Genomic DNA, 13,291 nt, shown 5'->3' with positions numbered 1-13,291 from the left:
CCGTTGTGGGGCTTACTCTTGAGACTAGCTTCAACCCTCAAGGTTTAAAGTCCCTTCGTCGTCTGCTTGTAAGAAGCGTTGCAGAGCGGCACTCTCTGTTCATCCACTCACTTGCGATCCGTCACCGATTACTGCTGGAGAGATGCTGATGACCGATATTGATGCACGCTTGCGCGAAGACGTTCACCTGCTCGGTGAGCTGTTGGGCAACACCATTCGTGACCAGTACGGCGAGGCTTTTCTCGACAAGATCGAGCAGATCCGCAAGGGCGCCAAGGCCGACCGGCGAGGGTCGATGGACGCCGAACTGAGCGCCAGCCTCAATCAATTGAGCGAAGACGAACTGCTGCCGGTGGCGCGGGCCTTCAACCAGTTTCTCAACCTGGCGAACATCGCCGAGCAGTACCAGCTCATCCATCGCCGCGAAGAGTCGCAGACCGCGCCGTTCGAGTCCCGGGTGCTGCCGGAATTGCTCGCCCGTCTGGGTCAAGAAGGGCACAGTGCCGACTCTCTTGCCCGGCAATTGTCACGACTGGAAATCGAACTGGTGCTCACCGCGCACCCGACCGAGGTGGCCCGGCGCACGCTGATCCAGAAGTACGACGCGATTGCCGCGCAACTGGCCGCTCAGGATCACCGCGACCTGACCAGTGCCGAGCGCGAGCAGATCCACAACACCCTGCAACGCTTGATCGCCGAAGCCTGGCACACCGAAGAAATCCGCCGCACCCGACCGACTCCGGTGGACGAAGCCAAGTGGGGTTTTGCGGTGATCGAGCATTCGCTGTGGCAGGCGATTCCCAATCACATGCGCAAGGCCGATCAGGCGCTGTTTGCGGCCACCGGTTTGCGCTTGCCCCTGGAAGCTGCACCGATCCGTTTCGCCTCGTGGATGGGCGGCGACCGCGACGGCAACCCGAATGTCACCGCTGCGGTGACTCGCGAAGTGTTGCTGCTCGCACGCTGGATGGCGGCGGATCTGTACCTGCGTGATGTCGATCACCTGGCCGCCGAACTGTCGATGCAGCAAGCCAGCGAAGCGCTGAAGGCCCGGGCTGGCGACAGTGCCGAGCCGTATCGGGCGGTGCTCAAGCAATTACGCGAACGTCTGCGCGCCACGCGCAACTGGGCTCATGCGTCGCTGACTGCGACCACGCCGGCCCCGGCCGATGTGCTGCACAACAACCGCGACCTGCTCGATCCGCTGGAGCTGTGTTTCAACTCGCTGCACGAGTGCGGCATGGGCGTGATCGCCGACGGGCCGTTGCTCGATTGCCTGCGTCGGGCCGTGACGTTCGGCCTGTTCCTGGTGCGCCTCGATGTGCGTCAGGACTCGTCGCGACACAGTGCGGCCATGACTGAAATCACCGATTACCTCGGCCTCGGCAAATACGAGGAGTGGGACGAAGAACAGCGCATCGGCTTCCTGACCCGCGAACTGCAAAACCGTCGACCGTTGCTGCCGGCGCATTTCAAACCCTCGGCCGACACCGCCGAAGTGCTCGCCACCTGCAAGGAAATTGCTGCGGCACCGGGCGCTTCGCTGGGTTCCTACGTGATCTCCATGGCCGGTGCCGCTTCCGATGTGCTGGCGGTGCAATTGCTGCTGAAAGAGTCCGGCGTACTGCGGCCGATGCGCGTGGTGCCGCTGTTCGAAACCCTGGCTGACCTCGACAACGCAGGACCTGTTATCGAACGCCTGTTGCTGTTGCCGGGTTACCGCGCGCGCCTGCAAGGCCCGCAGGAAGTGATGATCGGTTATTCCGACTCGGCCAAGGACGCCGGCACCACCGCGGCGGCCTGGGCGCAATACCGTGCCCAAGAGCGGCTGGTGGAAATCTGCCGTGAGCAGCAAGTCGAACTGCTGCTGTTCCACGGTCGCGGTGGCACCGTGGGCCGTGGCGGCGGCCCGGCGCACGCGGCGATTTTGTCGCAACCGCCGGGTTCGGTGGCCGGGCGTTTCCGCACCACCGAGCAGGGGGAAATGATTCGATTCAAATTCGGCCTGCCGGACATCGCCGAACAAAACCTCAATCTGTATCTGGCGGCGGTGCTCGAAGCGACCCTGTTGCCACCGCCGCCACCGACGCCGGAGTGGCGTCATCTGATGGACGAATTGGCCGCCGACGGTGTCGCCGCTTACCGCGCCGTGGTGCGGGAGAATCCACAGTTCGTCGAGTATTTCCGTCAGTCGACGCCGGAGCAGGAGCTGGGACGTCTGCCGTTGGGCAGCCGTCCGGCCAAGCGCCGCGCTGGCGGGATCGAAAGCCTGCGGGCGATTCCGTGGATCTTCGGCTGGACCCAGACACGCTTGATGCTGCCAGCGTGGCTCGGCTGGGAAACGGCGCTGAGCAAGGCGCTGGAGCGTGGCGAAGGCGAATTGCTGGGGCAGATGCGCGAGCAGTGGCCGTTTTTCCGCACCCGCATCGACATGCTGGAGATGGTGCTGGCCAAGGCTGACGCCGACATTGCACTGTCCTACGACGAGCGTCTGGTGGAGTCGGACTTGCTGCCTTTGGGTGCGCACTTGCGCGACCTATTGTCGCAGGCGTGTTCCGTGGTCCTCGGCCTGACCGGTCAGTCGCAGCTGCTGGCACATAGCCCGGACACCCTGGAATTCATCCGTCTGCGCAACACCTATCTCGACCCGCTGCATCTATTGCAGGCTGAACTGCTGGCACGTTCGCGGCAGCAGAATGTCGAGCAGGGCAGCCCGGTAGAACAGGCGTTGCTGGTGTCTGTGGCGGGGATTGCCGCCGGTTTGCGAAATACCGGCTAAGGTTTTCTGCGTGGGGCGAGGCACCCGGGGTTCGTGTCGGGTGCTGTTTATCGAGCGTGGGAAAAATGCGGTCAGGCGACAGTTAATGATGGGGTTGCGACTTGGGGAACCGCGTCGCAAGGTCGCGGCAGGCGCGGGTTTCTCCGACTTTTGGCGTCTTGTGTGGGCGCAGCCTGCTGTGTATCTTGGTCAGCCTCTGGCCGTTTGGGCGGTCACGACCCTATTTCCAGGATTTCGCCCCATGAGGCGAATCCGTTGTTTTGCAAAAGCTTTTTATAAAAAAATTGAGGAGCACATCTAATGCGCGTCATTCTGCTGGGAGCTCCCGGGGCCGGTAAAGGTACTCAGGCTAAGTTCATCACCGAGAAATTCGGCATTCCGCAAATCTCCACCGGCGACATGCTGCGTGCTGCGGTCAAGGCCGGCACCGAACTGGGCATCAAGGCCAAGAGCATCATGGATGCCGGCGGCCTGGTGTCGGATGACCTGATCATCGCGCTGGTCAAGGACCGTATCGCTCAAGCCGATTGCGCCAAGGGTTTCCTGTTCGATGGCTTCCCGCGCACCATTCCTCAGGCTGAAGCGCTGGTGACTGCCGGTGTCGAGCTGGACGCCGTGGTCGAAATCGCCGTTGAAGACGAAGAAATCGTTCAACGTATCGCCGGTCGTCGCGTTCACGAGGCCAGCGGCCGCGTTTACCACATCGTCTACAACCCGCCGAAGATTGCCGGTAAAGACGACATCACCGGCGAAGAGCTGGTACAGCGCAAGGACGACACCGAAGAAACCGTGCGTCATCGTCTGTCGGTCTACCACTCGCAGACCAAGCCGCTGGTGGAGTTCTACCAGAACCTGTCCGCCAAAAACGGTGGCAAGCCGAAGTACAGCCATATCCCTGGCGTCGGTTCGGTTGAAGCGATCACTGCCAAGGTGCTTGAAGCGCTGAGCTGAAAAACCTGATCCGCTGCATCATCCACGGCCCGCTTGCGGGCCGTAGTTGTTTATACTGGCGCACTTTTTCCCCACCTGATTTACGGACACATCGATGAGCACCTTGCTGGCCCTGGACACCGCGACTGAAGCTTGCTCCGTTGCCTTGCTGCATGACGGCAAGGTCACGAGCCATTACGAGGTGATCCCGCGCCTGCACGCGCAGAAACTGCTGCCGATGATCCAGCAACTGCTGGCCGACGCCGGCACCACGCTGCAAGCGGTGGACGCGATTGCCTTTGGTCGCGGCCCGGGCGCGTTCACCGGTGTGCGGATCGCCATCGGTGTGGTGCAGGGCCTGGCTTTTGCGCTGGATCGCCCGGTGTTGCCGGTGTCGAATCTGGCGGTGCTGGCGCAGCGTGCTTATCGCGAACACGGCGTGAGCCAGGTCGCAGCCGCCATCGATGCGCGGATGGATGAAGTGTATTGGGGCTGCTATCGCGAGACCGCCGGGGAGATGCGTCTGGTGGGCACCGAGGCGGTGTTGCCGCCGGAAGCGGCCGCACTTGCAGACGATGCTACCGGCGATTGGTTCGGTGCCGGCACGGGTTGGGGCTATGGCGAGCGCATCGCTGTGAGCCTGACCGGTACCGACGCGGGCATGCTGCCTCATGCCGAAGACCTGCTGACCCTGGCGCGATTTGCCTGGGAGCGCGGTGAGTCGATCCCGGCAGACGACGCCCAGCCGGTTTACCTGCGCGATAAAGTGGCCACTCCGAAAGCCCGCTGAGGCCGTTCACCCTGTGGCATTCGCCACAGGGTTCCCCCGTTCCTGCCAATCGTCCGTTTCTAACCCCGCGCTTTAAACCTTTTGTCTTTTATGTGTTCTAGTTATCACTCGGCGATTTGCTAAGTCGGTCAGGTGCCGCTAAATTGCCATCATCGATACCGAGCATGACTTTATGCGTATAGACGGCGTTTCCACTCAGTCCTACCCCATCAAGCGCAAGCCTCGCAAAGGCAATCCGGCGCTGGATGAGTCCGTCGACGATATCGACGGCGAGCTGGAATTCCCCACCGAGGCGCAACTGGCCGCCCGTGCTGCCAAAAACGCAGCGCATCGCCTGAGCAATCTGCCCGCCCGCCAACAAGACATGATTTATCACCGTGCGATGAAGAAAAGCGTGGCCATGGCCCTGGCCAGCTACCTGAGCACCGCCGGTTTTGTCGATTGGGATGCAGATGTGCTGGGCCTCGATCTGTACATCTGATGGATCTGCCTTACTACCTCGGCTGCCCGTCCTGGAGTGAAAACGCCTGGCGCGAGTATCTGTATCCGGTAGACGCCAAGACCTCCGATTTCCTCGGTCTGTATTCGCAAGTGTTCAACGCCGTGGAAGGCAATACGACCTTCTACGCCAGCCCATCGCCCGCTACTGTGCAGCGTTGGGCCGAGGTCATGCCCGAACACTTTCGCTTCACCGCCAAATTCCCCGGCGACATCAGCCACGGCGGTGACTTGCGCGATCAACTGACCGCCGCCGAAACCTTCATTCAATTGCTCAACCCGCTCGGCGAACGCGTATCGCCGCTGTGGCTGCAACTGTCGAAAAGCTTCACCCCTCAACGACTCCCCGAATTGGCAGCCTTCATCGACGCGTTTGATCGACCGCTGGCGGTGGAAGTGCGCCATGAGCAGTTCTTCGCCAAGGGTGAGAGTGAACGCCTGCTCAATCGCCTGCTGCTGGATCGCGGCGTGGAGCGCATCTGCCTTGATCCGCGCGCGTTGTTCAGTTGCCTGTCCACCGAGTCTTCAGTGATCCACGCTCAATCGAAAAAACCTCGAGTACCAACGCGCCCGGCAGCGTTCACGCAGTTCCCGCAGGTGCGCTTCATCGGCCATCCCGAGCTTGAGGCCAACGATCCCTTCCTGGTGCCGTGGGTGGCGAAAATCGCCGAGTGGATCGAAGAGGGCCGTACGCCGTACATCTTCCTGCACACCGCCGATAACATTCTGGCGGCCAGGCTCGCGCAGCGTTTTCACGCACAGCTGATGCAACGTTTGCCTGGCTTGCCATCCCTGCCTGAGCTATACAGAGAACCCGCCGCGGAACAACTTGGCCTGCTCTGAGGCGGTTTTTTTCTGCCCAGGAGCCTGCCGATGGATGCCCAAGCCCGCAAAGAACAACTCCGTAAAGCCGAGACCTTCAAAGCCCTGCATGAGCGTGCCGGGATTTTCGTGATTCCCAATCCGTGGGACGCAGGTTCGGCGAAGATGCTCGCCAGTCTGGGATACCAGGCGCTGGCGACCACCAGTGCCGGTTATGCGTTTTCCCAGGGCAAGCCCGATGGTGCACTTGGCCTCGAAGAAACCTTGAACAACGTTCGGGCGATTGTCGCTGCCACGGATTTACCGGTGGCAGTGGATCTGGAAAACGGTTTTGCCGACGCTCCGGCCGAGTCCGCACAAAGTCTGTTGCGAGCAGCCGAAGCGGGCGCAGTGGGCGGTTCCATCGAGGATGCCACCGGTCGCCCGGATGCGCCGATCTACTGCTTCGACCACGCTGTGGCGCGGATCGAAGCCGCCGTCAGCGCAGTGCGCACGTTGCCGTTTCCCTTCACGCTGACGGCTCGTGCGGAAAACTACCTGCACGGCAATCCGGATATCAACGACACCATTCGCCGCTTGCAGGCGTTCGCCGAAGCAGGCGCCGATGTGCTTTATGCTCCGGGTCTGAGGACGGCTGAAGAGGTGTTGGCGGTGGTACGCGCAGTGGCGCCGAAACCGGTCAATGTGTTGATGTCCGGCGGCTTGAAACTGACCGTGCAGCAGCTGGAAGAAATGGGCGTGAAGCGCATCAGCACCGGTTCGGCGCTGGCACTGGCGGCGTTCGGCGAGTTTTTCCGGGCTGCCGAGGAAATCCAGCAGTCGGGCACGTTCGGTTTTACCTCGCGGTCGATGCCGTACGCGAAGGCCAATCAGTTTTTCAAGGGCTGAAGCAGGGCGCAATCAGGCGGCGATGCGCAGGTTCTGCTGAACGATCGGGCGCACCCAGCCGTTATCGAAGTCCAGGGCTTTCTGCTGCTCGACGATGGCTTCCGGCGGGAACGGCGGGTAAGGCTGCAGCAGATCCAGGTCGAACTCGGCAATCGGCAGGTACAGCGGTTTTTTCTGCGGGGCAGGGCCCGGTTCCGGAATCGGCTGGCCGTTGTTGATCACGACCGGACGAACCCAGCTGCTGTCGAAATCCTGCTGCTTTTGCTGAGTCTTGATTTCTTCCGGCGGGAACGGAGGGTACGGCTCGGCCAGTGTCATGTCGATTTCGGCGATCGGCAGGAACAGCGGCTCCGGCGGACGCACCTCGGTTTCCACCACATCGCATTCGCGCTGGTCGATGATGTGGGCGTGCAGCTCGCTGCCGATGGTGGGTTCTTCAGGGCTTTCAAGATCGACCGGTGGGAAGGTGCCACAGGCCGGCACCACATCACTCGATTGTTCGGCCAGTGCCTGGGCGAAGAAATCCTGCCACAGGTGGCTGATGCCGCCCAATGCTTGAGTGTTATGACGGCTGAAATCGCCTTTGGGCGAAATGTAGCCAATCGATGTGGGAAGAATGCCTGACATTTTTTTCGGTCGACGCTCAGCTCTGGCAAAATGCGCGTTGATTGGGTTATCGGCGGTTTTTGCCGATCCTTAACTTTTTTGAGCGTGTTTTCCATGATTGAGCAACCCGCGGCCTGCCGCATCCATGTCCAGGCCCTCGGCCCGGCGTTCGAAGCGCAGGCCGAGCAGTGGGCCGAGCGCCTGAATCTGCCGTTGCAGGTGGCCGACGGCGAATTCGCCTTGCAGGTTGGCGAGCAGGGCTTGCAGTTGCAACAGCTGGGGCCGGATGCCCCGGGGCCGGTGCGGGTGGACTTTGTCGAGGGTGGCGCGGCCCATCGTCGGTTGTATGGCGGTGGCAGTGGTCAGATGATCGCCAAGGCTGTCGGTATCGCCCAGGGCGTGCGTCCGCGGGTGCTGGATGCCACGGCGGGGCTGGGCAAGGATGCGTTCGTGCTGGCCAGTCTCGGCTGCGAGATGAGCCTGATCGAGCGTCAGCCGCTGATCGGTGCCTTGCTGGAGGATGGTCTGGCCCGAGCGGCGGAAGACTTCGATGTGGCGCCGATCGTGGCGCGGATGAAGCTGCTCAAGGGCAACTCCATCGACGTGATGCGCAATTGGGAGGGCGAGCCGCCGCAGGTGATCTACCTCGACCCGATGTTCCCGCATCGTGAGAAAACTGCGCTGGTTAAGAAGGAAATGCGCCTGTTCCGTCCGTTGGTGGGCGACGATCCGGATGCACCGGCCTTGCTGGAAGCGGCGTTGGCACTGGCCACGCATCGGGTGGTGGTCAAGCGCCCGCGCAAGGCGCCGTGCATCGAAGGGCCGAAACCGAGCCATGCGCTGGATGGCAAATCCAGCCGCTACGATATCTATCCGAAGAAAGCGCTCAAGGCCTGAGGCCGAGTTACTGCCCTTCGCGAGCAAGCCCGCTCCCACATTGGAATGCATTTCAAATGTGGGAGCGGGCTTGCTCGCGAAGGGGCCAGTCCAAACTCCAAATTTCTAGGGGCGATACGCCCGCATGAACAGCCCGACCACTTCCTGCACATGACTTTCCGCCGCCTCGCCGGTCAGCGGCTCACCGCAGCCGTACAACAGGCGGAAATTACCCGCGCCCTTGATCAGGCAGAAGAAGTGCTCGGCGGCGTTGTGCGGGTTGTCGATGCTCAGCACGCCGGTTTCGTGAATCCGCCGCAGCAAACGTTCCATCCCCTGCACCATGCGCTGAGGGCCGGCCTCGAAGAAGATCAGTGACAGGTTGGGATCCTGACTGCCCAAGGCCATGATCAGGCGATGCAGGTTCACCGATTCATCGCTGTTGATCAGGTGGTGAAAGCCTCGCGCAATGTTCAGCAACACATTTTCCACCGCGATGCCGTCCGGCAATTCGAAGAACAGCGGCGGCAACTGCTCCTCGCATTTGGCCACCACGGCGGCGGAGAACAGCGTCTCCTTGTCATTGAAATGGCTGTAGACCGTCAGCTTTGACACGCCAGCTTCGGCGGCCACCGCGTCCATGCTGGTGTTGGCGTAGCCGTGACTGAGGAACAGGATTTTCGCCGCTTCGAGAATTGCCTGGCGCTTGGCCGGATCCTTCGGGCGGCCGGGGCCGTTTGGAGTGGAAAGATTGTTCGACATTCTTCGCTTTTAATACTGGACTGGTGAGTTTGCTATTAATAACATACCGGCCAGTATAATTATTCCAAGCCTCCTTAGCGAAAGGTCCTTCACCATGTTCCGCCATGCGTTGTCCTTTGCGGTGCCAGTCAGTCTGGTGTTTTTATTATCGGCATGTGGCAAGGAAGAGGTGACGCCAGTCAGCGTGCGACCGGCCATGGTGGTACAGCCAGAGCCTTCGGCGCAGGCGATGGAAAGCTATCCGGGCGAGGTTCGCGCTCGTTACGAGCCCGATCTGGCGTTCCGCATCGGTGGCAAAGTCAGCCGACGACTGGTCGAGGAAGGCCAGCGGGTGAAGGCCGATCAGCCCTTGGCCGAACTTGATCCGCAAGACGTACGCCTGCAACTGGAAGCCACCCGCGCCCAGGTCACCGCCGCCGAAGCCAATCTGAATCTGGTGCGTGCCGAGCGTGATCGTTACAAGACCCTGATGGAACGGCAGATGGTCAGCCGCTCGGCCTATGACAACGCCGAGAATCTCTACCGTTCCGGCGAAGCCCGCCTCAAACAGATCAAAGCCGAATTCAACGTCTCGACCAATCAGGCCAGTTACGCCGTGCTGCGTGCGCCCCAGGATGGCGTGGTGGCCAAGCGTTCGGTGGAAGTCGGGCAAGTGGTCGCCGCCGGGCAGACCGTTTTCACCCTCGCCACTGACGGCGAACGGGAAGTGCTGATCAGCCTGCCGGAGCAAAGCTTCGGCCGCTTCAAGGTCGGCCAGCCGGTTTCGGTGGAGCTGTGGACTCAACAGAACCAGCGCTTTGCCGGGCAGATCCGCGAGCTGTCGCCGGCCGCCGATCCGAAATCCCGTACCTTCGCCGCGCGTATTTCATTCACTGCCGGCAAAGTCCCGGCAGAACTGGGCCAGAGCGCCCGGGTCTTTGTGCAGACCGCCGATGTCATCCCGCTGTCGGTACCGCTTTCGGCGCTGACGGCCGAAAACGGCGCGACCTACGTCTGGGTCGTCAGCGCCAACAACACCCTGAAAAAGACGCCGGTGCGCGTCGGCCCGTTCGGTGAGAAAACCGTGCCGGTGCTCGAAGGCCTCAACGCCAGCGACTGGGTGGTGGCCGCCGGCGTGCATGTGCTGCTGGAAGGGCAGCAGGTGCGTCCGGTGGATCGTTCCAACCGCGTGGTCAATCTGGCGGACAAGGAGTAAGTCCCGATGCGCTTCAACCTTTCCGAATGGGCGTTGCGTAATCGCCAGATCGTACTGTTTCTGATGCTTCTGCTGGCGATTATCGGCGCCTTGTCCTACACCAAGCTCGGCCAGAGCGAAGACCCGCCGTTCACCTTCAAGGCCATGGTCATCCAGACCCGTTGGCCCGGCGCAACGGCGCAGGAAGTCTCCCGTCAGGTTACCGAGCGCATCGAAAAGAAGCTGATGGAAACCGGCGAGTACGAGCGGATTGTTTCGTTCTCGCGCCCCGGTGAATCCCAGGTCACCTTCATTGCCCGCGACTCCATGCATTCGGTGGAGATTCCGGATCTCTGGTATCAGGTGCGCAAGAAAGTCAGCGACATTCGCCAGACCCTGCCACCGGGGATTCAGGGACCGTTTTTCAACGATGAGTTCGGCACCACCTTCGGCAATATCTATGCGCTGACCGGCGACGGTTTTGACTACGCGGTGCTCAAGGACTACGCCGACCGCATCCAGATCCAGCTGCAACGGGTCAAGGACGTGGGCAAGGTCGACCTGCTCGGTTTGCAGGACGAGAAAATCTGGGTCGAGCTGTCCAACGTCAAACTCGCCACCCTCGGCTTGCCGCTGGCAGCGGTGCAGCAGGCGCTGGAGGAACAGAACGCGGTGTCCACTGCCGGCTTCTTCGAAACCGGCAGCGAGCGTTTGCAGCTACGGGTTTCGGGGAATTTTCAGACAGTCGACGAGATCAAGAACTTCCCGATCCGGGTCGGTGATCGTACGTTCCGCATCTCCGATGTTGCTGACGTGCGGCGTGGTTTCAACGATCCTCCGGCCCCGCGCATGCGCTTCATGGGCGAAGACGCCATCGGTCTTGCGGTGGCCATGAAGGACGGCGGTGACATTCTGGTGCTGGGCAAGGCCCTGGAAATCGAGTTCGCCCGGATCCAGAAAAACCTGCCGGCCGGCATGCAATTGCGCAAGGTCTCCGACCAGCCGGCGGCAGTGAAAACCGGTGTCGGCGAGTTCGTTCAGGTGCTGGTCGAAGCGTTGGCCATTGTGCTGCTGGTGAGCTTCTTCTCCCTCGGCGTGCGCACCGGCATGGTGGTGGCGCTGACCATTCCGCTGGTGCTGGCGATGACGTTCGCCTGCATGTATTACCTCGGCATCGGCCTGCACAAGATTTCCCTCGGCGCGCTGGTGCTCGCACTAGGCCTGCTGGTGGACGACGCGATCATCGCCGTGGAAATGATGGCGATCAAAATGGAGCAGGGCTTCGACCGGATCAAGGCGGCCAGTTACGCCTGGACCAGCACTGCGTTCCCGATGCTCACCGGTACGCTGATCACTGCCGCAGGCTTCCTGCCGATCGCCACGGCGCAGTCCGGTACCGGCGAATACACTCGCTCGATCTTCCAGGTGGTGACCATCGCCTTGCTCGCATCCTGGGTAGCGGCGGTGGTGTTCGTGCCGTATCTGGGGGAAAAGCTCCTGCCGGACCTGGCGAAAATTCACGCGGCCAAACACGGCACGGCTGACGGCCAGTCCGATCCTTACGGCACGCCGTTCTACCAACGGGTACGGCGTCTGGTGGAGTGGTGCGTGCGTCGGCGCAAAACCGTGATCGTGCTCACCGTGCTGCTGTTCGTGGCTTCGGTGGCGTTGTTCCGGTTCGTGCCGCAGCAGTTCTTCCCGGCTTCCGGGCGACTGGAATTGATGGTCGATCTGAAGCTTGCCGAAGGCGCTTCGCTGGCCAACACCACCGCCGAGGTCAAACGGCTGGAAGCGATGCTCAAGGATCATGCCGGCATCGACAATTACGTGGCCTACGTCGGCACCGGATCGCCACGTTTCTACCTGCCGCTGGATCAGCAATTGCCGGCGGCGAGCTTCGCCCAGTTCGTGGTGCTGGCGAAAACCATCGAGGAGCGCGAAGCGCTGCGCACGTGGCTGATCGACACCTTGAACGAACAGTTCCCGGCTCTGCGCTCGCGGGTCACGCGTCTGGAGAACGGTCCTCCGGTTGGCTATCCGGTGCAGTTCCGCGTCACCGGCGAGCACATTGAGGAGGTCCGGGCTCTGGCGCGCAAGGTCGCGGCCAAGGTGCGCGAGAACCCGCATGTGGTGAACGTGCATCTGGACTGGGAAGAGCCGAGCAAGGTCGTGTACCTGAACATCGATCAGGATCGCGCCCGGGCCCTGGGGGTGAGCACGGCGAATCTGGCGAAGTTTCTCCAGAGTTCGCTGACCGGTTCCAGCGTCAGCCAGTACCGCGAAGATAACGAGCTGATCGAAATCCTCCTGCGCGGCACCGTGCATGAGCGCACCGAACTGTCGCTGCTACCGAGTCTGGCGGTGCCGACCGATAACGGTCGCAGCGTCGCGCTGTCGCAGATTGCGACGCTGGAATATGGCTTCGAGGAAGGCATCATCTGGCACCGCAATCGTCTGCCGAACGTAACCGTGCGCGCGGACATCTATGGCAAGGAACAACCGGCGACGCTGGTGAAGCAGATCATGCCGACGCTTGATCCGATCCGGGCCGAGTTGCCGGACGGTTATCTGCTGGATGTCGGCGGTACGGTGGAGGATTCGGAGCGGGGGCAGAAGTCGGTGAACGCCGGGGTGCCGATGTTCATTGTCGTGGTGCTGACGTTGCTGATGGTGCAGCTGCGCAGTTTCTCGCGCACGGCGATGGTGTTTCTGACGGCGCCGCTGGGGTTGATCGGGGTGACGCTGTTTCTGCTGGTGTTCCGTCAGCCGTTCGGGTTTGTGGCGATGCTCGGGACCATCGCGCTGTCGGGGATGATCATGCGCAACTCGGTGATTCTGGTGGATCAGATCGAGCAGGATATTGCGGCGGGGCTCAAGCCCTGGCAGGCGATCATCGAGGCGACCGTGCGTCGGTTCCGGCCGATTGTGTTGACGGCACTGGCGGCGGTGCTGGCGATGATTCCGCTGTCACGCAGTGTGTTTTTCGGGCCGATGGCGGTGGCGATCATGGGGGGGTTGATTGTGGCGACTGCTCTGACGCTTTTGTTTTTGCCGGCGTTGTATGCGGCTTGGTTCCGGGTGCGTAAGGAGGTTTGATTTTGTTTGAGCGTGGCGGCCTTTGGGCCGGCCATGCTCTGGGTGTTTTTTGTGAATATCCGTTGCTTCG

11 protein-coding genes are annotated in these 13,291 nt (G+C 61.6%); 9 read left to right on the top strand and 2 right to left on the bottom strand.

The window, feature by feature from the left end:
* The first annotated feature begins 148 nt into the window (after positions 1–148).
* From ppc to J5M72_RS19220, 6 genes are all read left to right on the top strand, one after another.
* Positions 149–2,779 (top strand): phosphoenolpyruvate carboxylase, encoded by a 2,631-nt coding sequence (gene ppc, locus J5M72_RS19245; protein WP_207866796.1) that lies wholly within the window; start codon positions 149–151, stop codon positions 2,777–2,779.
* 300 nt (positions 2,780–3,079) lie between these two features.
* Positions 3,080–3,730 carry an adenylate kinase gene (gene adk / locus J5M72_RS19240; RefSeq protein ID WP_007954716.1) on the top strand — a complete coding sequence of 217 codons (651 nt, stop codon included), beginning with the start codon at positions 3,080–3,082 and terminating at the stop codon, positions 3,728–3,730.
* Positions 3,731–3,824: 94 nt separating this feature from the next.
* Entirely contained in the window at positions 3,825–4,499 is a 675-nt protein-coding gene (gene tsaB, locus J5M72_RS19235) for a tRNA (adenosine(37)-N6)-threonylcarbamoyltransferase complex dimerization subunit type 1 TsaB (protein WP_169429035.1), read from the top strand.
* A 172-nt stretch (positions 4,500–4,671) separates the two neighbouring features.
* Positions 4,672–4,980: a hypothetical protein gene (locus J5M72_RS19230; protein WP_169429036.1), complete on the top strand. Its 309-nt coding sequence runs from the start codon at positions 4,672–4,674 to the stop codon at positions 4,978–4,980.
* Positions 4,980–5,840, top strand: coding sequence for a DUF72 domain-containing protein (locus tag J5M72_RS19225; protein ID WP_207866795.1), 861 nt, complete (start codon positions 4,980–4,982; stop codon positions 5,838–5,840). The genes J5M72_RS19230 and J5M72_RS19225 overlap by 1 nt, the downstream gene beginning before the upstream one ends.
* A 30-nt stretch (positions 5,841–5,870) precedes the next feature.
* Positions 5,871–6,707 (top strand): isocitrate lyase/phosphoenolpyruvate mutase family protein, encoded by an 837-nt coding sequence (locus J5M72_RS19220; protein ID WP_207866794.1) that lies wholly within the window; start codon positions 5,871–5,873, stop codon positions 6,705–6,707.
* A 12-nt stretch (positions 6,708–6,719) separates the two neighbouring features.
* Here the strand turns inward: J5M72_RS19220 and J5M72_RS19215 are convergent, their stop codons facing one another.
* A complete protein-coding gene (locus J5M72_RS19215) occupies positions 6,720–7,334 on the bottom strand; it encodes an energy transducer TonB (protein ID WP_207866793.1) in 615 nt (204 codons plus the stop codon).
* Positions 7,335–7,430: 96 nt separating this feature from the next.
* On the opposite strand from J5M72_RS19215, the gene J5M72_RS19210 reads away from it, so the two are divergent.
* Entirely contained in the window at positions 7,431–8,210 is a 780-nt protein-coding gene (locus J5M72_RS19210; protein WP_169432600.1) for a class I SAM-dependent methyltransferase, read from the top strand.
* 105 nt (positions 8,211–8,315) lie between these two features.
* Here the strand turns inward: J5M72_RS19210 and J5M72_RS19205 are convergent, their stop codons facing one another.
* Positions 8,316–8,951 carry a TetR/AcrR family transcriptional regulator gene (locus tag J5M72_RS19205; protein ID WP_169429040.1) on the bottom strand — a complete coding sequence of 212 codons (636 nt, stop codon included), beginning with the start codon at positions 8,949–8,951 and terminating at the stop codon, positions 8,316–8,318.
* 94 nt (positions 8,952–9,045) lie between these two features.
* Between J5M72_RS19205 and J5M72_RS19200 the strand changes: the two genes are divergently transcribed.
* Both J5M72_RS19200 and J5M72_RS19195 read left to right on the top strand, forming a co-directional pair.
* Complete coding sequence (locus J5M72_RS19200) at positions 9,046–10,146, top strand: efflux RND transporter periplasmic adaptor subunit (RefSeq protein WP_169429041.1); 1,101 nt, start codon at positions 9,046–9,048, stop codon at positions 10,144–10,146.
* A 6-nt stretch (positions 10,147–10,152) separates the two neighbouring features.
* Positions 10,153–13,221 carry an efflux RND transporter permease subunit gene (locus tag J5M72_RS19195; protein WP_207866792.1) on the top strand — a complete coding sequence of 1,023 codons (3,069 nt, stop codon included), beginning with the start codon at positions 10,153–10,155 and terminating at the stop codon, positions 13,219–13,221.
* Positions 13,222–13,291 lie beyond the last annotated feature (70 nt).

Origin of the sequence: Pseudomonas sp. 58(2021) (assembly GCF_017491585.1) — a bacterium.
GTDB classification, from domain to species: domain Bacteria; phylum Pseudomonadota; class Gammaproteobacteria; order Pseudomonadales; family Pseudomonadaceae; genus Aquipseudomonas; species Aquipseudomonas fluorescens_BT.
Note: the sequence above shows the minus strand (reverse complement) of the source record. Positions and strands in the feature narration are given on the sequence as shown.

Coding starts and splice junctions, on each gene's coding strand:
- ppc (WP_207866796.1), top strand. CDS start 149: ATGACCGATATTGATGCACGCTTGCGCGAAGACGTTCACCTGCTCGGT.
- adk (WP_007954716.1), top strand. CDS start 3,080: ATGCGCGTCATTCTGCTGGGAGCTCCCGGGGCCGGTAAAGGTACTCAG.
- tsaB (WP_169429035.1), top strand. CDS start 3,825: ATGAGCACCTTGCTGGCCCTGGACACCGCGACTGAAGCTTGCTCCGTT.
- J5M72_RS19230 (WP_169429036.1), top strand. CDS start 4,672: ATGCGTATAGACGGCGTTTCCACTCAGTCCTACCCCATCAAGCGCAAG.
- J5M72_RS19225 (WP_207866795.1), top strand. CDS start 4,980: ATGGATCTGCCTTACTACCTCGGCTGCCCGTCCTGGAGTGAAAACGCC.
- J5M72_RS19220 (WP_207866794.1), top strand. CDS start 5,871: ATGGATGCCCAAGCCCGCAAAGAACAACTCCGTAAAGCCGAGACCTTC.
- J5M72_RS19215 (WP_207866793.1), bottom strand. CDS start 7,334: ATGTCAGGCATTCTTCCCACATCGATTGGCTACATTTCGCCCAAAGGC.
- J5M72_RS19205 (WP_169429040.1), bottom strand. CDS start 8,951: ATGTCGAACAATCTTTCCACTCCAAACGGCCCCGGCCGCCCGAAGGAT.
- J5M72_RS19200 (WP_169429041.1), top strand. CDS start 9,046: ATGTTCCGCCATGCGTTGTCCTTTGCGGTGCCAGTCAGTCTGGTGTTT.
- J5M72_RS19195 (WP_207866792.1), top strand. CDS start 10,153: ATGCGCTTCAACCTTTCCGAATGGGCGTTGCGTAATCGCCAGATCGTA.